We start from the raw sequence: 24,182 nt of genomic DNA, 5'->3' as shown, positions 1-24,182 counted from the left end.
ATGCTTCGTACAGGCGACCTTCCCTACGCCGAACGCTGGTCAGAGGGCGGCGGGGAACCGGTCCCGGGCCCGGTGCCCGGCCAACGCCGTCACGAGCGTGCCGACGACGGCGTACTGCTGTCGGCGACGGCGACGGCGACGCCCGGCTCGTCCGCCGTGATGCCGGCCCTCTCCAAGAGCCCCTCCGCGCCGTTCCAGCCGCCGATGGCCTTGCCGTGTCGGTACGCCTCGGTGATGAGCAGCAGTACGCGCGGGTCGGGCGCCTCGCGGACCTTGCTCGCCGCCGGTACCTCCACGGGTGTCCCGATGAACGCGGCCGTATCGGCTCCGGCGAGGAAGGGGCAGCCGCCGTCGAGGCTGTTGGGCCGGTACGGGGCGACACCCATGTGGACGGCGCTCTGGTGCATGCCGTCGCGCAGCATGTCGTCGACGGGGGCGCGGCCTGTTGATGGAGATCTGGCCGAAATTGGGGATCGTCGGTGACCGGCGTTGATGATCTCCCCGGTGGTCAGCTCGCCGGGTACGGCGCGGCCTTGAGGCGGCGGGCGAGGTGGGCGGTGTTCGCGGCGAGCGTGGCTGTGGTGGCGGCCGTCTTCTCGGGGGTCTTGTCGAGGTCCTGGTAGTCGGTGCCCTGCATGGCTTCGCCGACCCAGTAGGTGACGGCGTTCGGGGCGAGGGAGAAACCGACGTCGCTCAGGCCCTGGAAGAGGTCGGCGCTGACCTTGTGCGCGCCGTCCTCGTTGCCGACGACACAGACCGCGGCGACCTTTCCGTAGGTGAGCATCCGGCCCTCGTCGTCGGTCTCGGAGATCTCCGCGTCCAGGCGCTCCAGAACCCGCTGCGCGATGCTGGACGGGTGGCCGAGCCAGACGGGCGTGGACAGGATCAGGATGTCGCAGCCCAGGATGGTGTCCCGGATCTCCGGCCAGGCGTCCCCGTCGCCCATGTCGGTCTTCACACCGGGCTTCACGTCGTGGTCCGCGATCCGGATGGTCTTCCCCGTGACGCCGTGCTCGGCGAGGCCGGCCATGGTCTGCTCGGCCAGCAATGCGGAGCTGGACGGGGCGGGGGAGGGGGACAGGGTGCAGACGAGCGCGACAGCGCGGAGCGGGGTGTGCTTGTTGGGGTCCATGATGCCCGGCTACCCGTGGAGCCCACTTTGATGTCGCGAGCGCTGCGATCCAAGCCGCTGGTGCCGGTCGAGCACCCTGTCGCTGCGTGGGTGCTCGGTCGTTTATTGGGTAGGCGCGCCATGACAGCGACGTGCGCACCGGAAAGGGGAGAGTCCGCATGAGCGTGACAGAGCGGCAGACCCACACTTCCGACGAATCCGTGAGCGTGCTGGTTTCACGCGCTTCCCAGCAGATTTCGGAGCTGGTCCGCGAGGAGATGCAGCTGGCTCGGGCAGAAATGACTCAGAAGGGGAAACGCTTCGGGAAAGGCGGCGGCCTGTTCGGCGCGGCGGGCCTGACCGGGATCCTGGCAGCCCAGGCCCTGGTCGCAACCTGCATCGCGGCCCTCGCCCTGATACTCCCGGTGTGGGCGTCGGCCCTGATCCTCACGGTGGTGCTCGCGGCGGTGGCCGCAGTGACCGCCCTGGCCGGGAAGAAACAGATCGCCGAGGCCGGCGCCCCGCTCCCGGAGAAGACCATCGGCAGCGTCAAGGCCGACCTGACCGAGATCAAGGAGAAGGCGCAGCGATGACCAACGACCCCGGAACCCATACCGGCGCGCCCACCCCCGACGAGCTGCGCGAGCAGGTCGAGCACACCCGTGACGAGCTCGGGCGGACCGTCGAGGCACTGGCCGCCAAGGCCGACATCAAGGCGCAGGCGAAGGAGAAGACAGCCGCTGTGAAGGAACAGGCCGCTGAGAAGACCGCCCAGGTCGCTGACCAGATCCGCGTGCAGACCCAGCATGCCGCGCAGCTGGTGAGGAACACGACACCCGATCCGGTTCTCCACAAGGCCGGCCAGGTCGCGACGGTGGCACGCGCCAACCGTACGCCGCTGCTCGTGGCCGGAGCCGCTCTGGTCGTCCTCCTGCTGGTGCGGCGCGGCCGCGGACGACGATGAAAGCGTCCACGGTCGCCTACAAGCCGGTCGGGCTGGCTCTCGGCGCCGCCAGCGGCATGATCGCGGGGGCCGCGTTCAAGCAGGTCTGGAAGATCGTGGAAGGAGAAGGCGACGCCCCCAGCGCCACGGACGAAGACCGCTCGTGGCGGCAGATCCTGATCGCCGCCGCCCTCCAGGGCGCGATCTTCGCCGTGGTCAAGGCCGCGGTCGACCGCTCGGGCGCCATCGCCACCCGTCGGATGACGGGCACCTGGCCGGGATGACCCACTCCTGTACCGGCCCCTTGAGGTCCGATGTCCGTCTGATCCTCTGAAGAGCGCGAAGATCTGGACGGACCATGGTCGGGGGCAGCCGCGGGTAACCAGCGCGCCGGCGCGCCGGCTTGGCAGAGGGGCTCATAGGCTGACCGGATGCGTCACCACGATCTTGTCGTCATCGGTGCAGGATCCGGCAACGCCGTCATCGACGATTCGTTCGCCGATCTGGACGTGGCCATCGTCGAGGAGCGCTGGTTCGGCGGAACCTGCCTCAACGCCGGATGCATCCCGAGCAAGATGCTCGCCTACACCGCGCACGTCGCCCGCACCGTCCGGGACGCGGGGGCCTACGACGTGGACGCCGAGCTGCGAGCGGTGCGCTGGCGCGAGGCGCGCGACCGGGTCTTCGCTCGGCTGGACGCCGAACGGGACGAAGGCCGTACGGGCCGGGAGCAGCAGGACTGGGTCACCGTGTACGAGGGCAGGGCCCGGTTCATCGGCCCCAGGACCCTGCGCATCGACCGGGCGGACGGGTCCGTCGACATCAGCGCCGGGCAGATCGTCGTCGCGGCGGGCGGTCGGACGCTGATCCCCGGACCCGTCGCGGACGCGGGCCTGCCGTACGAGACGTCCGACACCGTCATGCGCATCGACGCTCCGCCCCGGCACCTGGCGATCCTCGGCGGCGGCTACATCGCCGCGGAGCTGGCCGATGTGTTCGCCGAGACCGGGAGCTCCGTCACCATCGTCGAGAAGGAGGAGCACCTGCTCGGCCCGCAGGACGAGACGGTCCGGGAGCAGTTCACCGATCTGGTCCGCTCCCGCTACGACCTCAGGCTCGGCCGGGAGGTCACGGCGGTCGGCGGTCGGCCGGGCGCGCTACGGCTGACCCTGGACGACGGATCGACGGTCGAGGCGGACATGCTGCTCGTCGCGGTGGGCCGCGTCCCGAACAGCGACCGGCTGGACCTCGAAGCGGCCGGAATCACCACGCACGACGACGGCCGAGTGATCGTCGACCGGCATCAGCGCACCACGGCGGAAGGCGTCTTCGCGCTCGGGGACATCTGCTCGCCGGTGCCCCTGAAGCACGTGGCCAACCGCGAGGCGGAGGTCGTGGCCCACAATCTCCGGCACCCGGACGACCTGATCGCAGCCGACCACGAACCGGTGCCGGCGGCGGTCTTCACCCGCCCGGAAATCGCCTCGGTCGGTGCCACCGAGCAGGAGTGCCGCGCCAGAGGGCTGGACTACCTGGTGGGCACGGCCAGATATGGCGATGTCGCCTACGGGTGGGCGATGGAGGACACCACCGGATTCTGCAAGGTCCTCGCCGAGCCCGGCACCGGCCGTCTCCTCGGTGCCCACCTCATGGGCCCGCAGGCGCCCACCCTCATCCAGCCCCTCGTCCTCGCGGCGACACTGGGCATCGACGCCATGACCCTCGCCAGGTCCCCGTACTGGATTCACCCCGCGCTCACCGAGGTCGTGGAGAACGCCCTCCTCGACCTCGGCCTGTGAGTCCCGGCGCCGCCACCGCTCCCGTACCGGCGATCCGACCCGCACGGGGCGCGTTTCAACGAAGCCGAAGTGGTAAGGCGCCAGATATGGTGCGAATCGGGTACACGATGATGACCGAGCAGGCCGGGCCGCGGGAACTGGTCGACCACGTGGTGGCAGCGGAGCGGGCAGGGTTCGGCTTCTCCGTCATCTCCGACCACTCCTTTCCCTGGCTGGCGGCCCAAGGGCACGCGCCCTACGCATGGAGCGTTCTGGGCGCCGCCGCGCAGGCCACCTCCCGGATCCCGCTCATGACGTACGTGACCTGCCCGACGTTCCGCTACCACCCCGCCGTGATCGCCCAGAAGGCGGCCACGATGCAGCTCCTGTCGCAGGGGCGCTTCCGGCTGGGTCTGGGCTCGGGAGAGAACCTCAACGAGCACATCGTCGGCGCGGGCTGGCCCGCCGCCCAGGTCCGCCTGGACATGCTCGAGGAAGCCGTGGGGATCATCCGCTCCCTGTTCGCGGGCGGGTACGTCAGCCATCACGGCAGCCACTTCGACATCGACAACGCCAGGCTCTGGGACCTCCCCGACGATCCGCCGCCGATCGGGATCGCCGTCTCCGGAGAACGTTCCTGCGAGATCGCGGGCCACTACGGCGATCTGCTCATCGCCACGGAGCCGAGGCAGGAGCTGCTGACCGCGTTCGGCGCGAACGGAGGCTCCGGGAAACCGTCCGTGGCCCAGCTCCCGGTCTCCTACGACCCCGACCGCGACGCGGCGGTGGCCCGGGCGCACGACCAGTTCCGCTGGGCGCTCGGCGGCTGGAAGGTCAACGCGGAACTCCCCGGCCCCGCGGCCTTCGCCCAGGCCTCGCAGCACACCGGGCCCGAGGACGTCGCCGCGGCCGTCCCGTGCGGCGATGACGTGGACACCTTCGTCGATGCGGTGCGCCCTTACGCCGACGCGGGATTCACCGAGGTCGCCCTGATCCAGATCGGCGGCGACCGGCAGGAGCCCTTCCTGGACTGGTCCGAGACGAAGCTGCTGCCGGCTCTGGGGGAGCTGTGAGAACGGCTTCCTCCGTGAACGGGACCGAGCTCGGGCACGAGCCCGGTCGCTGAGACCTGCGGGAGGCAGACATGAACCGCGCCGCGTTGTTCGATGTCGACGGCACCCTCGCCGATACCAATCACCTGCACGTGGTCTGCTGGTGGGAGGCATTGCGGCAGGCGGGCCACGACATCGCGATGCACGACATCCACCGCGCGATCGGACTGCCCGGTGAGAACCTCCTCGCCCATTTGCTGGGCGAGGACCGGGATACGAGCGAGGACGACACGCTCAGCGCCGCGCACAGCACCCTGTACGGCACGTACTTCGACCGGCTGCCCCCGTTGGACTCGGCAGCGGATCTGCTGCGCGAGCTGGACCGACGGGGTTGGCGGGTCGTGCTCGTGACGTCCGCGAAGGACACCGAGCTCGACGCGCTCAGACGGGCCGTGGACGCCGACGACGCCATCACCGCGACGGCGAGTTCCGACGACGTGAGCGAGGGCAAGCCCGCACCGGATCCGGTGCACCACGCCCTCGTCCTCGCCGACGCCCCCGCGCAGGGCGCCGTACTCGTCGGCGACACCGTCTGGGACATGCAGGCAGGCTCCCGGGCCGACGTGGCGTGCGTGGGCCTGCTCTGCGGCGGCATCCCGAGGCGCGACCTCGAAGAGGCCGGCGCCCGGGCGGTCTACCGGCACCCCGCGGACCTGCTCGCGCACATCGACAAGAGTCCGTTCGCCGCTTGAGCGATGACCCGCAGGGTAGGCGCAGTGCGTACGAGAACGACCCGGACCACGAGGTGATCTCCATGGAACGATCCACCGAGCCGGAACCCGAGGGCCCCGGGCCCACTCCGGACGGGCCGGATCCGGTCCCCCGCGACCCGCACCCCGCCGGCCCCGGAGACAGGCCGCCCCCGGCCGACCCCCCGGAGCAGCCTTCTCCCACCGAAGAGCCGACGGTGCCGGAACCTCCCGACTGAGCCTGCGTGAGGTCCTGACCGGGGAAACGAAATCGGGGCGCGCCGGCGCCCTCCCGGCGAACCCGACCGGTACGGACAACGACCCGGCGGTACAGGTGTGCTCCGGATGCGGTATCCCGCCGCCCCCGGGAGAATTGGACGTACCGGAAGCCCGAGTGACGAGTGCAGCCGATGGAGCCTGACGCCGATGCGCGGGCGCGACATGGCTGGGGCGATCCGGCCCGGGGGCTCGGGGTGCCGGTCAGTCCGATGATCTCTCGGAAGGCTCCGAGATGTCCGTGCTGTTCTTCGACATCGGGGCAACGCTCGCCGACGTGACGTTCGAAAACGACGGCTCCTTGAGCTTCCGCCCCCGTGCACGCGTCATCGAAGTACTGGATTCCTTTGCGCCGGTGCGCAAGGGCATCATTTCCAACCCCGGCGAGGGCGACGCAGCCCGGGCCCGTGCGGAGGCAGCGCTCGACGCCGCCTTCGAGGGCCGGTTCCCCGATGCCGAGCTCAGGCACTGGGGGGCCAAGTCCACCCGCGGGATCTTCGACGAAGCCGTGGGGAGTGCCGGCGAGGCGGCCGACAAGTGCGTCTTCGTGGGCGAGGACCCCGAGGAGCGAGCCGTGGCGCGCACAGCGGGCCTGCGTACCGCGGCCCATCCGGTCTTCGCGAGGGCCGCGGTCGAGGGCCGCCCCGTCTTCTGGACACGGATCGGTCTGCCGGACGGCAGAAGTCTGGCCGAGCTCGACGCGGTCGCGAACACCTCCGAGGTCGTCCCCGTGCACGTCGCCTCCGACCGGCTGGTTCTGGCCATGGCGACCGGGCAGGGTGTGAGCACCCTGGAACAGGCCGGGTTCACCAACGATGTTCGGGGTCCGGTGGAGGAGGCGGCGGCCTTTCTGCTGAGGGACGACCGCCCGGTGGCCGCCGCAGCGGCGTTTGCAACCGGTCCCGCCGAGGACCGGGCCGAGGTGGAAGCGGGCATGCGTGCCTCTGCCGCGTACGCCTTCGTGGCGGGCGAGCTCGCCGCCTCGGGAGCGGCCGTCGTGTCGCTCGGTCCGGCTCCCGGCGGTGTCTACCTCGCCGCGCCCGCCGACGCTGCGGTCGAAGGAGTCCACGTCCCCGGCGCCCGGCCCGGGCACACCGAACGGCTACTGCCCGATCCCGCCCTCCTGTCCCGCCCCGGCGAGGCGCCGGCGGCGGGGTTCGCCGCCGGGTTCGCCCCCGCGATGCCGACCGCGCCGACCGTCGATGCGGTGCGCGCGGCCGTCACCCCGGCCGTGATGCGCATGTACGTCTCCCAGCTCTCGGGCGCCGAACCGCTCGTCGAGGGAGCCCCGCTGAAGGTGCGCAGCCGGGATGCGGCGAGCGGAGACAATCCGCTCGTGGTCGACGCGCTGGCCCGGCGGCTGCGCGAGCTCGGCCTGACGGTCCGGCTGGGCAGGTTCACCTGGCGGGGCCACCGGATCGCGAATGTCGAGGCCGAGTACCACGTCGAGGGGTCGGACGGGGCCGTCCTGATCACGGCCCATCTGGATTCGACCGCCGAACAGGGCGAGTTCGTCGACGTCGACGGCCTGCCACGCCGCTACGATCCCGCAGTCGATCCGGCGCCCGGTGCCGACGACGACGGGAGCGGTGTCGCGGCGGTCCTGGCCTCGGCCGAATGCCTGGCGGCGATCGTCGCCGCGGGCCGGACCCCGACACACACCGTCCGCTTCGTCCTGTTCAACGCCGAGGAACAGGGGCTCGTCGGCAGCAAGGTGTACGCACGCGCGGCCGCCTCCGCCGGGGACAGCATCGTCGGCGTCTTCCAGATGGACATGATCGCGGGCCGCCGGAACGGCGCACGCACGATGGAGATCCACGCGGGCTCGGCGGTGCCGGGGCCGGCCGGGGACTCCTCGGACGCGCTCGGCGACTGCCTGGAACGCGCCACCTCGGCGGTGTCGTCCGGCCTCACGCTCGACCGGCTCGGCGGAGCCGACGATCCTGCCGCGGGGCGGAGCGACCACGCGAGCTTCCACGAGCGCGGCTGGGCGGCCGTCGCCGTCTGCGAGAACTTCTTCGACGGAAGCGGACCCGCGACCGGTACGCGGCAGTACCACAGGCCGGGCGACACCGTCGACGACCAGGACCACGATGCGGAGTACGCGACGGACATCGCACGGGGCGTGACGGTGGCTGCTCTCACGCTCGCAGGTCTTTGAGAACTCGATGGCGGGGAGCAGGTGGTGAGCATGACCACGTTGATCGACAAGCGGGACATGACCTACGACCGTTTCGAAGAGGTCGCCGGGTCCGACGGCTTCCTTGCCGACACCGCACGGGAACGGGTGGCGGAAGAGGTGCAGCATTCCCTCATCGTCGATCCCGACAAGGTGAACCGGTTCACGGGGCACTTGGGTGAGCTGAGGGCCGATGGCGCCCCGGCGTTCGAAAGGCTGCGCTCGCCTGCACCGGAAGAGACACCCGACAGCTTCTACATCAACCGGGCCAAGGAGTACGTCGATTCCGTCTCCGAGGTGATCGGGTTCGCGGCCGACGAGCCGGCGGAGTTCCAGGCCGACCCTTCGGTGACGGCGACCAGTGCGGGCATGCGCAGCGTGAGCCTTCAGCAGATGCTCAACGGCATCGAGGTGTGGGGCATGTCGCCCAAGGTGTGGCTGCTGGACGACGGCACGGTCGAGCGGGTCGTCGGCGATACGGCGAGCCTCTCGGCCGACCTCCCGGCAACGCCCGTGGTCTCCCCGGAGACTGCTCTGGCCGTGGCGGCGGCGAAGGCTGCCGAGGCGGTCACTCTCGAAGGGCCGTTCGGGACGGACGAACTCCCGGCCCTCGACGTGTCCCAGGGCTTCCGGCGACTGTCGGCCCAACCCGGGAACAACCAGCCACTCACCTTCTCCAACGGCCCGTTCGAGGAAGCCATTCCGGCCCGGCTCGTGTACCTGTACATGGGCAAGGAGGCACGGCTCACCTGGTTCTTCACTTTCTCGCGGAAGAACCTGGTCGTCCAGTACCACGCCTTCGTCGAGGCTGCCGGGGAAGGCGTCGACGCCGAGGCCCCGGAAATCCTCTACTTCTACGATGCGACCAACCACGTGGTCGCCGGGACCGTCTTCAGACACAACCCGAACGAGGGAGCCCTCGTCCAGGTCACCTTCCCGCCACCGCTGACCGACTATCCGACGCTGGTGCCCGCCGGACTGCCCGCGGACTTCCCGGGCGCATGGACCAAACCGACCAACGGGAGCGTGGCGACCGAGGGAAACAACGTGCGCGCACTCGGGGGGAACCGTCTGCCGTTCGAGGCCCAGGTCGGTCTGGGCGACGGCATCACCGTCTTCAACCCGTTGGCGAACAGTCCCGAGCATCTGGTCACCAGCATCTTCTACTTCTGCAACTACATGCACGACTTCTTCATGATGCTCGGTTTCACGGAGGAGTTCGGCAACTTCCAGAAGGTGAACGTCACGGGCCGCGGCAAGGGCGCGGACCCCGTCAACGCCTTCGCGATTCCGGTCGAGATAGACGGCACGGCGACCATGGCCACCCGGGCCGACGGCCTGGCCGCCGAGATGAACATGGGCCTGGTCGAGGGGACGAACCGTCATACGGCGCTCGATGCGGACGTCGTCTACCACGAGTTCTGCCACGGGGTGAGCAACCGCCTCGTCGGCGGCCTGGCCGACGCGAACGGCCTGCGGGAACAGCAGTCGGCGTCGATGGGTGAAGGCTGGGGCGACTTCTTCGCGCTCAGCATCGTCAACTTCTCGCGGGCCGAGGAGCGTACGGTCCTCGGAAACTGGGTGATCGACGACCCTGGCGGCATCCGGAACCGGCCCTACGACAGCCAGTACCCCGGCACGTTCGCGCACATCGGCCTGCGCAGGGGCAAGGTCCCCGGCAACCCCGACCTGAACTACCGGGAGGTCCACAACGTCGGCGAGATCTGGTGCGCCACGCTCATGGAACTGGTCCGCAAGACCTCCGCCGCGCTCGACAGCAAGGAGCGGGGGTACCGGGTGATCTGGCAGGCCGTTGTGGACGGCATGAAGCTCACCCCGCGCAACCCGTCGTTCCTCGGCGCCCGCGACGCGATCCTGCGCGCCCTGAGGGCGATGGAGGGCGGATCGCTGACCGGCGCCGAGTTCGCGGTCGTCCGCACCGGAGCCTGGGAAGCCTTCGCGCGTTTCGCCATGGGCTTCGACGCCGTCGCCACCAACGCGTCCTTCGACGGTTGCCGGGGCGGCGTGGCCATGCCCCCGCCCGGATCCCAGGATTAGCAACGGTCGCCTCCATCCCTCGCCCTCGCGCCCCCGCGCCGGCTCCTCCAGGAGGAACCGGCGCGGGGGATGTACCCGACGGGATCGTCGCCTCAGGGCCAGGCACCTGCGAAGTCGATCTCCTCGGCCCACTCCGGGTGGTCTATCAGCGGATTGCGGTTGCCTTGCATCTCGGCTATCGCCGCGTTGCGGTGCTGCTCGTAGACGCCCACCGGATTCTCCCTGTGCCAGTTCAGCAGCACCTCGAGGCCGGTGCGCTGGAGTTCGCGCGCCTCGTCACCGATCTTGCCGGGGTAGCGGAGCAGGAAGTAGAGCGTCGCCCTGGCGACCGGCCCCTTGCCCTTCGAGGGCTCGAACTTGCCCGGCTCCCGGCGCCCGCAGCCCTGCATGACGACCTCGTTGAAGTCCGGGAAGTCGAAGTAGGGGATGTTCCCGCGGAAGCTGTTGCACGGGGGCTCGCAGGTGAAGAGATGGTGCAGGTCCCCGCGCATGGGCTCCTTCTTGGTGAACCAGGACTGGGGCACGACGTGTTCGCAGTTGAAGGGCAGCGACGCCTCCAGGAGGTCGAGCTCGGCTTCGATGGCCTCCGGGCCGGGCGCACTCTCGTGGAGCATGAACTCCTGCCAGCGTCCGATCCGGGCGGCCTCCACCGCCGCGTCGGCCTCGATGAGTTCCTGCGGAGTGAAGCCCTGGCCCGAGTAGATGCCGCGGAGTTGCTCGTCGGGGTGCAGGTCCACCCACGGGTAGAGCAGACGCATCGGCTTGTACGCCGGCCGGCGCTTGTGCGTGGACTCCAGATGCTCGGTGAGCGCGAGTCGCAGGCTTGTGGGGTTGCCGACGTGAATGCCCGCGTAGTAGGCGTCGCGTGCGATCAGGTCCGCGGCCGCGTCGAAGTAGGGGCGGCCACTGAAGGCCGCGAGGTTGACCAGGGCGGCTGCCAGGTCCCGCTCGGCGGGCGACTGGCCGTCGATCCTTCCGATCCCGTCCGGCGACCCCACGTACGAGGGCGTGGGCGTGGTCGCGCGCTGCGCCGGTCCCGCAGCAGGTGATGCGGCCCGGGGCTGCAGGGCGTCGGCGTCGAGGCTGACGCTGATGTGCAGGGGGACGCTCCAGTGGACGGATCCTGCCGTGGCGTGCTGCTGACCGCTCCCGGCGATCATTGCGCTCGGGGGCGCGGCGCCATTCGTCCGGTCCGTCAGGACCGTCGGCGGCGAGACTTCCACGGGGTGCAGGGACGAGCCGGCCGCGAACAGCTCCGCGCGGAGCGCTGCGGCTGCGCCGGACATCGGGAACTGCTGGATCATGCCGAGGATGCGGCTGACCCGCACGCCCTCATTGGCCTTCCAGTCCACCCGGTGCTCCCCCATGCTCGGATGCCAGCGGGTTCCGTCGACGGCCAGCACGTTGCCGTCGCGGTCCTTGCGGGGAGCGCCTGCGTGGTGCAGTGCCACGACCTCCCACTGGTCGTTGCACACCGGCGCGCCCGAGGAGCCGCGCGCCGTGTCGGCCGAGTAGTGCACGAAGTCGTCGAGCACGTCCACGATCTGGTTGTCCCGGAGGGCAAGTTGCTTGGGCTCGCCGTTGGGGTGCTGGATGATGTTGACGAGTTCCCCGATGACGGCCTTGCCCTGAGCTTCCTTGAGCGGCAGTCTCCCGAAGGCCGCCAGCGGCTGACCGTCCCGGGAGCGGCCGGAGACCGCAACCACGGTGAAATCCAGGTCACGGTGGGTGACGAAGAAGCTCTGCGGATCGAGCTGGAACACGACCGGAACGAGCGGCTGTCCGTCCAGGCCCGCCTGGAAGTTGAACGCGACCACTCCGGCGGCCGCTTCCTCGGCGGAGCCCAGCACGTGGTTGTTCGTCATCAGCAGTGAGGGGGACACCAGGAAACCGGTTCCGTGGTGGGACGACGCGGGACTCCGGACGGTGATCCGGCCGACCGAGCGGGCGGCGAGGAAGCCGCCTTCGAGGTAGTCGATTCCGATGAGATCGTTGCGGCCCATGAACCGTTCAAGCATCAACAGGTCGGTGCTGACCAGCTCGCGGTCCAGATCCAGGCTGGTACCGGTCGTGGCGGTCGCCGGTGTCTGCTCGATCGCTGTGGCCATCGCCCAGTCGACGCCCAGACGGTTCAGTCTTCTACTGACCCGTTCCTGGGTGTCGGCATAGAGGATGCCGTGCTGCTCGAGCGCCTCCATGTGGCCGTCACGCTCTCCGGTACGGCTTGCGTAGCGCCGACTGGCATCCTCCATCTGCTCCAGGAAACCCTTGTCGACTTGTGACAACTGCTCCACTGTCATCTCGGCTCGCCTCCTCGGCGGCACTTTTCATGCTCAGATGTCGGAGTTCCTCCCCTCTTTTCAGTATGGGCACTGGGCCTGGGCGCCGCTCAGCCGAACAGAGGGGCGCTCCGGAGTGGTTGCTCCGTCAATTTCTTGTGGCGGCCGGTAAATGGCGAACCGGCGCCCTGTCCCAGACCACCGCGGACGCGGAAGCGGCGCGCTTCCTCATCCGGGCCCGTAAAGGGGAACCACTGAGCCGCGCGGCGCATCTTCAGGGGGATGTGCTCGCGCACGGGGCGCGAGTCGGGTCATGGACGAAGGGGTACGGGATGCTTGCTGTGGGTCTGGCGGACGGGCCGGGCATGGCGCCGAGCGGGCTGCTGGTTGCGGCCGTGGGAGCCGGGGGAGTGGTTTTCCTGCTGCGCAGCGGTAGGGCGAACAGACGGATCTTCCGGGACGGGCTGGTGGCAGAGGCCAGATGCCTGGAGACCTACATGGCGAACCGCCGCTCCTCGGACGGGTATGTGACCAGCCGGCGGGTTCTTGTCCTCGGGTTCCACACGCCGGACGGGCGGGACGTGCGGGCCGAGATGGCCACGGACATTCCCTGCGCGACGGGAGACACCGTTCCGGTGCGCTACCTTCCCGAGCGCCCTGAGCAGGTCCTGCACGCCGGGGCACGGCCCGGGCTGGACTTCGGTTCGTGTGTGAAGGGCGCCCTGTTCCTGGCCATGGTCTGCGTGGGACTCGTGATCGTGATCGACGGGTTCGCCGGCACCTCGGGAACGTAGGGCCGGAGTCCATCGCCGGCCGCGCTGCCGAGGGCCTGCCCGTGGAACTAATTGATGCCAGGTCATACGGCAGTGGCGTATAGGGTGTTGCGTCGAGGGCGCGGCGGCCCATGTGGCTGTGACCAGAGTCAGCCGCCGGATGGCACTCATGCGAATTCTCCATCACCCGTACAGGGTCGGTGAGATCGAATTCGCCGTTTGGACGATGTGCGGCACATTCTGAGCCGCACGATGAAAAGACTGTCGCCCCCATCTGTCGGCAAGGCATCTCAGGGGAGTTGGCGAACCGACATACAAGGGGGAATTGAACACATGGTGTCCGAGGAACGAGAGAGCCTGATGAATCCGCAGGCCGCCGTGGAGGCGCTGCGGGACAACGCCGGCAGCCGACCTGCCGATACGGCGGCCCGGGCCGGTCTGGGGGTGGCCATCCGCGACCTCGATCCGTTCAGCCTGAAGGCGCACCCCAGTCCCGTGAACCCGTCGAGCCGTACGGACGGGGGGCGGCTCACCAGCCTGCCCGGCTATGTCCCCCGCCCGCACGACTGCGCTCTGGCCGACGTGGTCGAGGCGGCGCTCGCCGGAGAGAGCGGCATGCTGTTCCCGGTCGGGGAGCCCTCCAGCGGCAAGACACGCGCGTGTTGGGAGGCCCTGCAGCCCCTGGCCGAGCACGGCTGGCGACTGTGGCACCCCTACGAGCCCACGCACGTCGACGCCACGATTGCCGAGCTTGAACAGATCGGCCCGCGGACCGTCATCTGGCTGTACGAGGCGCAGCGCCATCTCGGCGCACCTTCCGAGGCCGGTGAGCGCTTCTCGGCCGCCCTTCGCGCCCTGCTCCGCGACCCCGCCCGCACTCCGGTACTCGTCCTGGGCACCCTTTCTCCGGCCGACCACCGCAAGATCGTCGCCGGTCCCCGGAGCTACCCGTGGGCGTGGGGCGTGCTGGCAGGACGGACCGTCAGGGTCCCCGACGCGTTCGATCCCGCCGCCACGGAAACCCTGACGAGGCTGGCCGAGTCCGATTCCGTGCTGGCCGACGCGCTCGGTCAGGCGCAGAACGGACAGGTCGCCCCGTACCTGGCAGGCGCACCGGCCATGGTGGAACGATTCCAGAACGCGTCGGCGCCGGCGAGGGCGGTGCTCGCGGCCGCCATGGACTACGCGCGTCTGGGCGTGGGCCCGCACCTGCCGGCTGCCTGCCTGGCACAGGCGGCCTGGGGCTACCTCAGCGAGACCGGGCGTGAAGCAGCCCCCGACAACTGGTTCGCCGAAGGTCTCGCAGAAGCCACCACCCCCACCACCCCCAACGGCACCGGCGATGCGCCCCTGCGGGCAAGCACCCCCTGTTCCGTCGACGGGAACGACCCGGCGACGTCCTCGGGCGGGCCCTTCTACCGGCTGGCGAGCTGCCTCGAACAACACGCTCGGACCACTCGGCGCGCGCTGTGCCCGCCCGCCCCGTTCTGGCAGGCCGCCTGCGACCATCTCACCGACCCCCACGACCTCAGCGCCCTCGCCTGGGCCGCCCTCGACCGCCACCGCCTGCGCTGGTCCGAGCGGCTCGCCCAGCAGGCCGCTCACCAGGGAGAGACCCATCCCCTGCACCGGTTGGCCGAGGCGCAGAGCCGGGCCGGGGACGACAAGGACGCCGAACGGCTCTTCACGCAGGCGGCCGATCACGGCGACACCTGGGCTCTGATCCGGCTGGCTTGGCTGCGCGAAGGGGCCGCGGACCATCACGAGGCCGAACGCCTCCTCGCCCGAGCAGGTGACCAGGGCGACTCCTACGCCCTGATGCTGCTGGCGGAGAAGCGCGAGGAGGCGGGGGACCGTCACGAGGCCGAACGCCTCGCCCGACAGGCGGACGAGCACGGTGAGATCTCCGCCCTCTACAGTCTGGCGGAGAGACGGGAAGAGGCCGGGGACCGGGACGAGGCCGAACGCCTCGTCCAACAAGCCGCCCGGCACGGCAACTTCCACCCGCTGTACCAACTGGGACTGCACCGGCACGTTGCGGGAGACGTTGCCGACGCCGAACGTCTCTACACGCAAGCCGCCGACCACGGCAACACCAGCGCCATGCTCTGGCTGGCGGAGATACGGGAGAAGGCCGGGGATGCTCACGAGGCCGAACGCCTCGCCCTGCAGGCCGCCCAGGAGGGCGACACCGACGCCCTCTACCGGCTGGCAGTGCTGCGGACGGAGGCGGGGGACGCTCACGGCGCCGAACGCCTCCTCACCCTGGCCGCCGACGAGGGCAACACCTGGGCCCTGAGCAAGCTGGTGGGGATACGGGAGAAGGCCGGCGACCATCACGAGGCCGAACGCCTCGCCCAACCGGAGCGTGGCGCGTACTGTGCCGCCGACCTGAGTGTGACCTCTGCCCTCGTGGGTCTGGCGGAGGCACGAGAAGCGGCAGGGGACCGTCACGGCTCCGAACGCCTCGCCCGGGAAGCCGCCCACTACGGCGACATCCTCGCCCTGTGCTTCCTGGCGGAGACACGGGCGGAGGCCGGGGAGCTGCAAGAAGCCGAACGCCTGGCCCAGCAGGCCGCCGACGAGCACGGCAGCACCCTTGCCCTGAGCAGTCTGGCACTGCGACGCGACAAAGCCGGGGACCACCAAGAGGCCGAACGCCTCGCCCGGCAAGCCGCCCACCACGGCTACACCCACACCCTGATCCTGATGGCGCGGGACCGCGAAGAATCCGGGGACCCTGACGAGGCCGAACGCCTCTACGCGCTGGCCGCCGACCACGGCAGCAGCCAGGCCCTGATCCGGCTCGCAGAGATACGGGAGAAGGCCGGGGACCGTCGAGCGGCCGAACGCCTCGCCCTGCAAGCCGCCGACCTCGGGCCGGGTGGGGAGCGCTACTTGAGGAGTCTGTGGCCGTACGGGATCGAGGCCAATGGCACACGTTCCCTACCCCTTCGCTTTGCGAGTTGGGCCCGCCGGCCGCCGACGCGAGGCAGTGCCGGCCCGCGCAGATAATTCATGGACAGCCTGTGCGGCCCGAGTCAAGAATGGCGCGGTGATGTCTGACAAATTGACGGGCCCGGCGGCGGGCCCTTTGAGCACCGTCGATGTGCCCCTGTCGCCCTCGTTCACTGCAATGCCTCTGGTGCTCCACGGCCTTCTGCCCCTGACGAGCGACGAGTGGGGCCGGGACGACGATGACGGGGTCTGGGACGAGAACAGGGAAGGGGACGACCTCGGTCGATGGGCCACCGCCATCTACTTCGACACCCACGACTCGTCCGAGAGTGGGGAACCCGGCGAGCTGGGGCGGTTGACTTTCGAGCGGTTGGAAGCGATCAAGGTGACCGGCGGGGAGTACCTGCCGTACGAACGGCCCGCCAACGGCGACTGGGCCTACGTCATGGACGACTCGCCCTGGCTGGCTGAGCAGCATGAATACACCATGCGCCACTACGGAAGGTCCTTGCTGAAAGCGCATCGGCACTATGTGTTCGTCTTTCACGACGAGTTCGTCGAAGTGATCGGCAGAGGAATTCGGCTGGACCGTGTCGATCGGGACGCCCTCGTCGCAAAGGGCTTTCGCACCGACTGAGGACCTGCGCGCTCCGGCGCCCGAGAACCTCACCCAGGCCGATTCCCCCGTGTTCCGAGGGCTGCCTCCAGACGGGCGATGTCCTCGGCGTCCTTCCTCCGCCGAGGCCGCGAGGGAGCCCAGACGGGCATCATCCGTTTGATCTCGATCTGGGCCTGCGGACCGACCGCGAAGCCACACCTCGGCCCCGAGAGCTCCGGCAACCTGCACGGCCTCGGTGATCAGGCGGAGCTGTCGCTCAACACGTCCCATGTCCACAGTCGGGCAGGCTACGCCGCGGCGTGCGGTGGGGACGGGCCCGGTCAGGGGTGAGCGTGTGCGCCGAGTGGTGGAGGACCGGCTTGCCGGGGTGCGGGCACTGGTGAAGCATCAGATTACGTGATGTGCCGCCTATGCATCGTGATGCCACGATTCGCGGCGCGTCGTCCTCTGCCTGCCTGCTCGACCTCATGAGGAGTGGCCATGGAAGACAGCCCGCTTAGCCGTCGACGGCTGTTGTGGGGTGCTGCCGGCGCGGCGGGTACGGCTCTGGCCGCTGTCGGGCTGCCCCAGCTGATGAGGTCCGAGGAGAAGGTGAAGACTGCGCTGCCGGGTCCCGCGCGCAAGGCCCCCATCGCCGCGGGGCCGCCTGCGACCACGCGAAAGGACCCCTCGGTGGACTACGCCCCTGCGGTCTGGGTCGAAGCCTCCGAGTCCAACTACACGGCCTCCGACCGTCCCGAGGCGTATCCCATCGAATACGTTGTGATTCACCTGACAACGGACATCCTGCCGGTCATGTTCGACAAGTTCAAGGACCCCGCCGAGAGGGTGTCCGCGCACTACATGATCAGCGCAACCGGTACGCGGATCGCCCAGTGCGTGCGCGAGCGCGACGTGGCCTGGCACTCCGGCAGCGTTTGGTACAACCACCGGAGCATCGGCATCGAGCACGAAGGCTGGACCGATCAGCCGCTCTACACCGACAAGATGTACGAGGCATCCGCCGTGCTCACGGCAACGATCTGCGCGAAGTACGACGTGCCGGTCGACCGGGACCACATTCTGGGCCACGTCGAGGTCCCGCTGTCCACTCACGATGACCCCGGGCCCGTGTGGAACTGGAACAAGTACATGGAGCTCGTCGAGACCGCCCGCCGGCGCATCAGGGCCTGACACCGCGTCGGCCCCGTCATGCGGGCTTGCCGTCGCCGTAGAGCCACGAGTCCCAGATCGAGTCGAGGTCCCGGCCGGCCCTGGCCTCCACGTACGCGGTGAAGTCGTTCGTGGAGGCGTGTCCGTGGCGGTGGCGCAGGGTCCAGCCCCGCACCAGGGTGCGGAAGGCCTCGTCGCCCACCGTCTGGCGGATCTTGTGGATCACCATTGCGCCGCGCACGTACACCGGCTGGCCGGAGATGTCCGAAGCGCTCGGCGGCTCGGCAGGCGGGAAGTCCCACTCGTCGTCGTCCGCGGCCTTGGCGTGGTTGCGGTCGAAGTGATCCTGGGCGCTGGCCCCGCCGTGGTCCTCGGTCCACAGCCATTCCGCATAGGTCGCGAAGCCCTCGTTGAGCCACATGTCCCGCCAGGTCCGCGGGGTGACGGAGTTGCCGAACCACTGGTGGGCCAGTTCGTGCACCACGTTGGTGGTGTGGAAGATGCCGGCCGGAATGGTCGGCCTGGTCTGCGTCTCCAGGGCGTAGGGCACATCGGCTGCCTGATCGACGATCACCCCGGCGGTGGAGAAGGGGTAGGGGCCGAACCTCCCCTCGGCCCATTCCATGATCTCGGGGAACCGGCCGAGGACCGCTCCGTCCTCGTCCACGCCCGCGGTCGTGTCCATCGCCGACACGACCGGGATGCCCGATCGGGTCCGGGAGGTCCTGATGTCGTAGCTGCCGATGGCCACGGTCGCCACATGGCTGGCCATGGGCTCGGCCTGGTGCCAGTGGAAGGTGGCGCGGTCGCCGCTGGTGCGCTGGGCGCGAAGCAGCCCGTTGGAGACCGCCTGCACCCCCTTGGGGACCGTGACGGTGATGTCGTACGAGGCCTTGTCCGAGGGGTGATGGTTGCCCGGGAACCAGGACATCGAGCCCGTCGGCTCACCGAACGCGACCGCTCCGTTGCCCGTCCTCAACCAGCCTTCGCGCCACCCGTGGTCATGGGTGATCGACTCCGGCGTGCCCGCGTAGTGCACGACGCTGCGGAAGGCGGCGCCCTTCCTGAGGTGATCGCGCGGCTGCAGGGTCAGCTCCTGCCCGTCCTGCCGGACCCGCGCCTTGTGGCCGTCGACGGTGGCGCTCTGCACCTGCATGCCGAGGAGGTCGAGATTGAAGGCGCTGAGGTCCGCAGTGGCCTTCGCGGTGATCTCCGCAGTGCCCTCGAGGCGGCCGCTGCCGGGGTCGTAGGCCAGGGCGAGGGCGTAGTGGGTGACGTCGTAGCCACCGTTGCCGAGCTTCGGGAAGTACGGGTCTCCGGCGCCCGCGGCACCGGGATGCCCGCCCCGGAACCCCGCGCCGGGTGCCTCCGTCCGAGCGGCGTCCGGGCCCGTACGAGCACCCGCCCTCGCGTCTGCGCCGGTACGGGCGCCCGCCCCGCCGCCGCGGCCGTCGGACTCCGAGCACGCGGGGAGTGCGGTGAGCAGGCCCGCGACCGCGAAGGCGGCCAGACGGCCGGAAGTCTTCACGCAGCCGATCATGCCCCAGCCCCCGAGCGCCCCGACCCCGCCACGCCGAGCCCGTCGCCCCTGCGGAGCGTTCGAGCAGAACGAGCGGCGGGTCCTCGCTGTGGCACCGGTGGCACCGGTGGCACCCGTGGCACCCCGCTCTCCTCCGGCCGATGCGGAAGCCGGTGACCGTCATGGTCGCTGAACGTGACCCCGGGGTCGGCCGGGGCGGTCGGTGAGCCGACACCGGGTCACGTCGTGGCGTCGGCCGGGAGTTCGCCGGTCACCGGACGGGCGTCTTTGGCGATGGGGAGGGTGAGGACCATCGTCAGGCCGCCGCCGGGAGTGTCCTCGGCGGTGAGGGTGCCGTCCATGGCCTCCAGGAAGCCCCTGGCGACCGCCAGCCCAAGTCCCACCCCGGTGCCGGCGGGCGCGTCCCCGTGCCGCTGGAAGGGTTCGAATATCCGGTCCTTGGCCTCGTCGGGGACACCCGGACCCCGGTCCGCGACGCGTAGTTCCAGACGGTCGGCGAGGGCGCTGGCGGAGACGTGGACGGGCCGGCCGGCCGGGTTGTACTTGACGGCGTTCTCGACGATGTTGGCGACGGCCCGTTCCAGGAGGCCCCGGTCGACGGCGACCATGGGCAGGGTCTCGGGGATGTCGAGGTCCACGCCGTCCTCGGGGACTCCGGCCAGGGCCATCGGGACGACCTCGTCGAGGTCGGTCACGCGGATGAGCGGGACGACGGTGCCCGTCTGGAGGCGGGACATGTCGAGGAGGTTGCCGATCAGGTGGTCGAGGCGGTCGGCTCCGTCCTCGATGCCTTCGAGGAGTTCGCCCCGGTCCTCCTCGGACCATTCCACGTCGGTGGAACGCAGGGAGGTGACGGCGACCTTGATGCCTGCGAGCGGCGTGCGCAGGTCATGGCTGACGGCGGCGAGGAGCGCGGTCCGGATCTGATTGCCCTCGATCAGGCGGCGGGCTTCCTCGGCCTCGTCGACCAGGCGCTGGCGGTCCAGTACGACCGCGGCCTGGGCGGCGAAGGCGCCGAGGACGCGCCGGTCCTCGGCGGGCAGGACCCGGCCGGTCAGGGCCAGGGCCATGTTCTCGCCGATGGGCATGTCCACATCGGCGTCCTCGGGGCGGGCGACGGGGCCGCGGCCGGTGCTGCCGGCGCACGTCCACGGATCCACGTCGCTACCGCGTTCCAGGAGGGCCACCGAATCCATGGCGAAGGTCTCGCGCACCCGCTCCAGAAGTGCGTCGAGGGCGGTTTCCCCGCGCAGGATGCTGCCGGCCAGGAAGGAGAGGATCTCGGACTCGGCGCGCAGCCGGGCGGCCTGATGGGTGCGTCGGGCGGCCAGGTCGACCACGGACGCCACGGACACGGCCACGCCGACGAAGATCGCGATGGCGACGATGTTCTTGGGGTCGGAGATGGTCAGCTGGTGGACCGGCGGGGTGAAGTAGTAGTTCAGGAGCAGGGACCCGAAGGCCGCCGAGGCGAGGGCGGGGAGCAGCCCGCCGAGGAGTGCCGCCGCCACGGTGAAGGTGAGGAAGAGCAGCATGTCGTTGGCGAGGCCGAGCTCGGGTACGACCTGACTCAGCAGCACCGTGAGCAGGGCGGGACCGGCGAGGCCGGTGAGCCAGCCCCAGACGATGCGGGGCCTGCCGAGCCGCGCGCCCTGGGGGACGGGCAGGCTGCGGCGGCCCTTGGCGGCCTCGTCGTGGGTGACGATGTGGACGTCGAGGTCGGGTCCGGACTCGCGGGCGACCGTGGCGCTGACGCCGGGGCTGAAGACGGACTGCCAGGAGCGGCGGCGGCTGACGCCGAGGACGATCTGGGTGGCGTTGACCCCGCGGGCGAACTCCAGCAGGGCGTCGGGGACGTTGTCGCCTATGACGTGGTGGAAGGTGCCGCCGAGGTCTTCGACCAGGGTGCGCTGGACGGCGAGTTCCTTCGGCGACGCGGCGGTCAGCCCGTCGCTGCGGGCGATGTAGACGGCGAGGACCTCGCCGCCCGAGCCCTTTTCTGCGAGGCGGGCGGCCCGGCGGATGAGCGTGCGGCCTTCCGGGCCGCCGGTCAGCCCGACGACGATGCGTTCGCGGGCCTGCCAGGTGGTGCGGATGTCGTGTTCGCCGCGGTACTCCCGAAGGTATTCGTCGACCCGGTCGGCGACCCAGAGCAGCGCGAGTTCGCGAAGTGCGGTGAGGTTGCCCGGCCGGAAGTAGTTCGAGAGGGCGGCGTCGACCTTGTCGGGCTTGTAGATGTTCCCGTGGGCCATGCGGCGGCGCAGTGCCTGGGGCGACATGTCCACGAGCTCGATCTGGTCGGCGCGCCGCACGACTTCGTCGGGAACGGTCTCCCGCTGCCGCACCCCGGTGATCGTTTCGACGACGTCTCCGAGGGATTCCAGGTGCTGGATGTTGACGGTCGAGACGACGTCGATGCCGGCCTGGAGGAGTTCCTCGACGTCCTGCCAGCGCTTGGTGTTGCGCGAGCCGGGCACGTTGGTGTGGGCGAGTTCGTCCACGAGCGCCACGGCGGGTCGGCGGGCGAGGACCGCGTCCACGTCCATCTCGGTGAAGGCGGATCCCCGGTACTCCAGTTCCCGCCGTGAGATCTGTTCCAGACCGTGCAGCATCACCTCGGTGCGCGGCCGGTTGTGGTGCTCGACGAAGGCGACGACGACATCGGTGCCGCGTTCCACCCGGCGGTGGCCCTCCGAGAGCATTGCGTACGTCTTGCCGACGCCGGGGGCCGAGCCCAGATAGATACGAAACGTGCCGCGTCCCATGACGTCATCCCTCGAAGCGGTAGCCCATGCCGGGCTCGGTGATCAGATATCTCGGGTGCGACGGGTCCGCTTCCAGTTTGCGTCGCAGCTGGGCCATGTAGACCCGCAGGTAGTTGGTGTTCTCGGAGTACGTCGGGCCCCAGACCTCGAGCAGAAGCTTCCGCTGGCTGATCAGTCTGCCGGGATGGGTGATGAGGATCTCCAGGAGATGCCACTCGGTGGGGGTCAGCCGAACGCTGCGGTCGTTCCGCCTGACCTTCTTCGCGACCAGGTCGACGGTGAAGTCCTCGGTCGTGACCGTGGCGATCTCGTCGGCGGGCGCCGGAGCCTCCCGGCGGCGGACGGCGGCCCGCAGCCGGGCGAGGAGCTCGTCCATGCTGAACGGCTTGGTGACGTAGTCGTCGGCCCCCGCGTCCAGGGCCCGGATCTTCTCCTCGGAGGTGTGGCGTGCGGACAGGACGAGGATGGGCACGCCGCTGTTCTCCCGTACCCCCTTGATCACGTCGACGCCGTCCATGTCCGGCAGGCCGAGATCCAGCAGGATGACGCTCGGCCTGCGTGCGGCTGTCAGCCGCAGAGCGGTGTTTCCGTCGGAAGCCGTCTCCACCTCGAACTTCCGCGCCTCCAGATTGATCTTGAGTGCGCGGACGAGCCGGGCATCGTCTTCCACCACCAGCACCTTGATCATCGGTGTGGCGCCTTCCTCTTTCGGTGGGTACGGGGGTGAGCCGGCGGGACGCCGGTTCCGCCACCCGGCCGAAGCCGGGGGGATGCGCGTCCCGCCGGCTTCAGACCTTTGCCGTGCGGAGTTTCAGTTCTGGGTCAGTGCTTTGAGGCTGGTGTTGAGTTCGAGGACGTTGACGCGCGGTTCGCCCATGAAGCCGAGGGTGCGGCCCTGGGTGTGCTCGGCGACGAGCTTGTCGACCTGCTTGACGTCGAGGTTGTTGCGCTCGGCGACGCGGTGGACCTGGAGCTTCGCGTACTCGGGGGAGATGGCGGGGTCCAGGCCGGAGCCGGAGGAGGTGACGGCGTCGGCCGGGACGTCCTGGGGCTGCACCTTGTACGAGGCCGTCGTGTTGTCCGCGATGACCGCGGCCTTGGCGTCCTCGACCAGCTTGACCAGGTCCGGGTTGTCGGCGGCCTTGTTGGTGGCGCCGGAGAGGATCAGCGCGTACTGGGTGTTGACGCTGTTGCTGCCCAGGCCGTTGGAGGGGCGCGGCTGGAACCACTTGAGGTCCGGCTTCGCCGCCTCCTGCGGGTCGTCGGGGTTCTGCTTCGGCAGGTTGTAGGTCTGCCCGATGAGGGAGGAGCCCACGACGGTGCCGCTCCTGTCCTTGATCTCGGAGCCGTTGGCCTTGTCGCTGAAGAGGGCCTGGGCGATCCCCGTGACGGCCAGCGGGTAGAGCACGCCGCAGATGACCGTCAGAACCAGCAGGGCCCGCAGGCCCGCGCCGATCAGGCGCGCCGTGTTGCTTACAGAGTTGTTCATGGCGGATCAGCACGTTCCTAAATCAGGCGAGCCCGGGGATGAGGGAGATGAGCATGTCGATGATCTTGATGCCGATGAACGGGGCGATCAGGCCGCCGAGGCCGTAGATCCCCAGGTTCCGGCGGAGCATCCTGTCGGCGCTGGTGGGCCGGTACCGGACGCCCTTGAGGGCGAGCGGGACCAGCGCGATGATGATCAGCGCGTTGAAGATGACGGCCGAGAGGATCGCGGAGTTCGGCGAGGACAGGCCCATGATGTTGAGCTTGTCGAGGCCCGGGTGGACCACGGCGAACATGGCCGGGATGATCGCGAAGTACTTCGCCACGTCGTTGGCGATCGAGAAGGTCGTCAGGGCGCCGCGGGTGATCAGGAGCTGCTTGCCGATCTCGACGATCTCGATGAGCTTGGTGGGGTTGGAGTCCAGGTCCACCATGTTACCGGCCTCCTTGGCGGCCGAGGTG

The 24,182-nt window shown here is 69.8% G+C and carries 19 protein-coding genes and 2 pseudogenes; 12 read left to right on the top strand and 9 right to left on the bottom strand.

Going from position 1 to position 24,182, the window contains the following annotated elements; translation table 11 throughout:
* Positions 1–89: 89 nt before the first annotated feature.
* From ACWGE1_RS24585 to ACWGE1_RS24575, 3 genes and pseudogenes are all read right to left on the bottom strand, one after another.
* Positions 90–236, bottom strand: coding sequence for a hypothetical protein (locus tag ACWGE1_RS24585; RefSeq protein ID WP_453422651.1), 147 nt, complete (start codon positions 234–236; stop codon positions 90–92).
* 21 nt (positions 237–257) lie between these two features.
* A pseudogene (locus tag ACWGE1_RS24580) lies at positions 258–471 on the bottom strand (hypothetical protein); the annotation flags it as partial.
* 37 nt (positions 472–508) lie between these two features.
* On the bottom strand, positions 509–1,132 hold the full coding sequence (locus ACWGE1_RS24575; protein WP_453422644.1) for a flavodoxin family protein: 624 nt from the start codon (positions 1,130–1,132) through the stop codon (positions 509–511).
* A gap of 158 nt (positions 1,133–1,290) precedes the next feature.
* Here ACWGE1_RS24575 and ACWGE1_RS24570 point away from each other — a divergent pair, with 158 nt between their 5' ends.
* From ACWGE1_RS24570 to ACWGE1_RS24535, 8 genes are all read left to right on the top strand, one after another.
* Positions 1,291–1,704, top strand: coding sequence for a phage holin family protein (locus ACWGE1_RS24570; RefSeq protein WP_453422643.1), 414 nt, complete (start codon positions 1,291–1,293; stop codon positions 1,702–1,704).
* A complete protein-coding gene (locus tag ACWGE1_RS24565; protein ID WP_453422642.1) occupies positions 1,701–2,075 on the top strand; it encodes a DUF3618 domain-containing protein in 375 nt (124 codons plus the stop codon). The genes ACWGE1_RS24570 and ACWGE1_RS24565 overlap by 4 nt, the downstream gene beginning before the upstream one ends.
* Positions 2,072–2,338 (top strand): DUF4235 domain-containing protein, encoded by a 267-nt coding sequence (locus ACWGE1_RS24560; RefSeq protein ID WP_453422641.1) that lies wholly within the window; start codon positions 2,072–2,074, stop codon positions 2,336–2,338. Before ACWGE1_RS24565 ends, ACWGE1_RS24560 begins: the two co-directional genes overlap by 4 nt.
* A gap of 147 nt (positions 2,339–2,485) precedes the next feature.
* Complete coding sequence (locus ACWGE1_RS24555; protein WP_453422640.1) at positions 2,486–3,853, top strand: mycothione reductase; 1,368 nt, start codon at positions 2,486–2,488, stop codon at positions 3,851–3,853.
* 86 nt (positions 3,854–3,939) lie between these two features.
* A complete protein-coding gene (locus ACWGE1_RS24550; RefSeq protein ID WP_453422639.1) occupies positions 3,940–4,905 on the top strand; it encodes an LLM class F420-dependent oxidoreductase in 966 nt (321 codons plus the stop codon).
* A gap of 71 nt (positions 4,906–4,976) precedes the next feature.
* Complete coding sequence (locus tag ACWGE1_RS24545; protein ID WP_453422638.1) at positions 4,977–5,636, top strand: HAD family hydrolase; 660 nt, start codon at positions 4,977–4,979, stop codon at positions 5,634–5,636.
* A 508-nt stretch (positions 5,637–6,144) separates the two neighbouring features.
* Positions 6,145–8,070, top strand: coding sequence for a M28 family metallopeptidase (locus ACWGE1_RS24540; RefSeq protein ID WP_453422637.1), 1,926 nt, complete (start codon positions 6,145–6,147; stop codon positions 8,068–8,070).
* Between the two features lie 30 nt (positions 8,071–8,100).
* Positions 8,101–10,146 carry a M36 family metallopeptidase gene (locus ACWGE1_RS24535; protein WP_453422636.1) on the top strand — a complete coding sequence of 682 codons (2,046 nt, stop codon included), beginning with the start codon at positions 8,101–8,103 and terminating at the stop codon, positions 10,144–10,146.
* Between the two features lie 92 nt (positions 10,147–10,238).
* Here ACWGE1_RS24535 and ACWGE1_RS24530 read toward each other — a convergent pair whose 3' ends face one another.
* Positions 10,239–12,446 (bottom strand): endonuclease, encoded by a 2,208-nt coding sequence (locus ACWGE1_RS24530; protein ID WP_453422635.1) that lies wholly within the window; start codon positions 12,444–12,446, stop codon positions 10,239–10,241.
* Positions 12,447–12,757: 311 nt separating this feature from the next.
* Here ACWGE1_RS24530 and ACWGE1_RS24525 point away from each other — a divergent pair, with 311 nt between their 5' ends.
* The 4 genes from ACWGE1_RS24525 to ACWGE1_RS24510 all read left to right on the top strand — a co-directional run bounded on the left by ACWGE1_RS24525 (position 12,758) and on the right by ACWGE1_RS24510 (position 17,948).
* Positions 12,758–13,219 (top strand): hypothetical protein, encoded by a 462-nt coding sequence (locus tag ACWGE1_RS24525; RefSeq protein WP_453422634.1) that lies wholly within the window; start codon positions 12,758–12,760, stop codon positions 13,217–13,219.
* Between the two features lie 312 nt (positions 13,220–13,531).
* Entirely contained in the window at positions 13,532–16,213 is a 2,682-nt protein-coding gene (locus ACWGE1_RS24520; RefSeq protein WP_453422633.1) for a transcriptional regulator, read from the top strand.
* A gap of 43 nt (positions 16,214–16,256) precedes the next feature.
* Positions 16,257–16,793, top strand: coding sequence for a hypothetical protein (locus ACWGE1_RS24515; RefSeq protein ID WP_453422632.1), 537 nt, complete (start codon positions 16,257–16,259; stop codon positions 16,791–16,793).
* Between the two features lie 462 nt (positions 16,794–17,255).
* Complete coding sequence (locus ACWGE1_RS24510; protein ID WP_453422631.1) at positions 17,256–17,948, top strand: N-acetylmuramoyl-L-alanine amidase; 693 nt, start codon at positions 17,256–17,258, stop codon at positions 17,946–17,948.
* Between the two features lie 16 nt (positions 17,949–17,964).
* On the opposite strand, the gene ACWGE1_RS24505 is transcribed toward ACWGE1_RS24510, so the two are convergent.
* The 5 genes and pseudogenes from ACWGE1_RS24505 to ACWGE1_RS24485 form a co-directional block, all read right to left on the bottom strand.
* A complete protein-coding gene (locus ACWGE1_RS24505) occupies positions 17,965–19,455 on the bottom strand; it encodes a M1 family metallopeptidase (RefSeq protein ID WP_453422630.1) in 1,491 nt (496 codons plus the stop codon).
* A gap of 230 nt (positions 19,456–19,685) precedes the next feature.
* On the bottom strand, positions 19,686–22,232 hold the full coding sequence (locus ACWGE1_RS24500) for an ATP-binding protein (protein WP_453422629.1): 2,547 nt from the start codon (positions 22,230–22,232) through the stop codon (positions 19,686–19,688).
* 4 nt (positions 22,233–22,236) lie between these two features.
* Positions 22,237–22,920 (bottom strand): response regulator, encoded by a 684-nt coding sequence (locus tag ACWGE1_RS24495; protein ID WP_453422628.1) that lies wholly within the window; start codon positions 22,918–22,920, stop codon positions 22,237–22,239.
* Positions 22,921–23,043: 123 nt separating this feature from the next.
* Complete coding sequence (locus ACWGE1_RS24490; protein WP_453422627.1) at positions 23,044–23,721, bottom strand: potassium-transporting ATPase subunit C; 678 nt, start codon at positions 23,719–23,721, stop codon at positions 23,044–23,046.
* 22 nt (positions 23,722–23,743) lie between these two features.
* Positions 23,744–24,182, bottom strand: a pseudogene (locus ACWGE1_RS24485) (potassium-transporting ATPase subunit B); the annotation flags it as partial.

This window comes from Streptomyces sp. NPDC054932 (genome assembly GCF_053610205.1).
This window is presented reverse-complemented; position numbering and strand designations above follow the sequence as displayed.

Excerpts from the sequence above, each read along its gene's own strand:
- ACWGE1_RS24575 (WP_453422644.1), bottom strand. The coding sequence starts at position 1,132 with ATGGACCCCAACAAGCACACCCCGCTCCGCGCTGTCGCGCTCGTCTGC.
- ACWGE1_RS24570 (WP_453422643.1), top strand. The coding sequence starts at position 1,291 with ATGAGCGTGACAGAGCGGCAGACCCACACTTCCGACGAATCCGTGAGC.
- ACWGE1_RS24565 (WP_453422642.1), top strand. The coding sequence starts at position 1,701 with ATGACCAACGACCCCGGAACCCATACCGGCGCGCCCACCCCCGACGAG.
- ACWGE1_RS24560 (WP_453422641.1), top strand. The coding sequence starts at position 2,072 with ATGAAAGCGTCCACGGTCGCCTACAAGCCGGTCGGGCTGGCTCTCGGC.
- ACWGE1_RS24555 (WP_453422640.1), top strand. The coding sequence starts at position 2,486 with ATGCGTCACCACGATCTTGTCGTCATCGGTGCAGGATCCGGCAACGCC.
- ACWGE1_RS24550 (WP_453422639.1), top strand. The coding sequence starts at position 3,940 with ATGGTGCGAATCGGGTACACGATGATGACCGAGCAGGCCGGGCCGCGG.
- ACWGE1_RS24545 (WP_453422638.1), top strand. The coding sequence starts at position 4,977 with ATGAACCGCGCCGCGTTGTTCGATGTCGACGGCACCCTCGCCGATACC.
- ACWGE1_RS24540 (WP_453422637.1), top strand. The coding sequence starts at position 6,145 with ATGTCCGTGCTGTTCTTCGACATCGGGGCAACGCTCGCCGACGTGACG.
- ACWGE1_RS24535 (WP_453422636.1), top strand. The coding sequence starts at position 8,101 with ATGACCACGTTGATCGACAAGCGGGACATGACCTACGACCGTTTCGAA.
- ACWGE1_RS24530 (WP_453422635.1), bottom strand. The coding sequence starts at position 12,446 with ATGACAGTGGAGCAGTTGTCACAAGTCGACAAGGGTTTCCTGGAGCAG.
- ACWGE1_RS24525 (WP_453422634.1), top strand. The coding sequence starts at position 12,758 with ATGCTTGCTGTGGGTCTGGCGGACGGGCCGGGCATGGCGCCGAGCGGG.
- ACWGE1_RS24520 (WP_453422633.1), top strand. The coding sequence starts at position 13,532 with ATGGTGTCCGAGGAACGAGAGAGCCTGATGAATCCGCAGGCCGCCGTG.
- ACWGE1_RS24515 (WP_453422632.1), top strand. The coding sequence starts at position 16,257 with ATGTCTGACAAATTGACGGGCCCGGCGGCGGGCCCTTTGAGCACCGTC.
- ACWGE1_RS24510 (WP_453422631.1), top strand. The coding sequence starts at position 17,256 with ATGGAAGACAGCCCGCTTAGCCGTCGACGGCTGTTGTGGGGTGCTGCC.
- ACWGE1_RS24500 (WP_453422629.1), bottom strand. The coding sequence starts at position 22,232 with ATGGGACGCGGCACGTTTCGTATCTATCTGGGCTCGGCCCCCGGCGTC.
- ACWGE1_RS24495 (WP_453422628.1), bottom strand. The coding sequence starts at position 22,920 with ATGATCAAGGTGCTGGTGGTGGAAGACGATGCCCGGCTCGTCCGCGCA.
- ACWGE1_RS24490 (WP_453422627.1), bottom strand. The coding sequence starts at position 23,721 with ATGAACAACTCTGTAAGCAACACGGCGCGCCTGATCGGCGCGGGCCTG.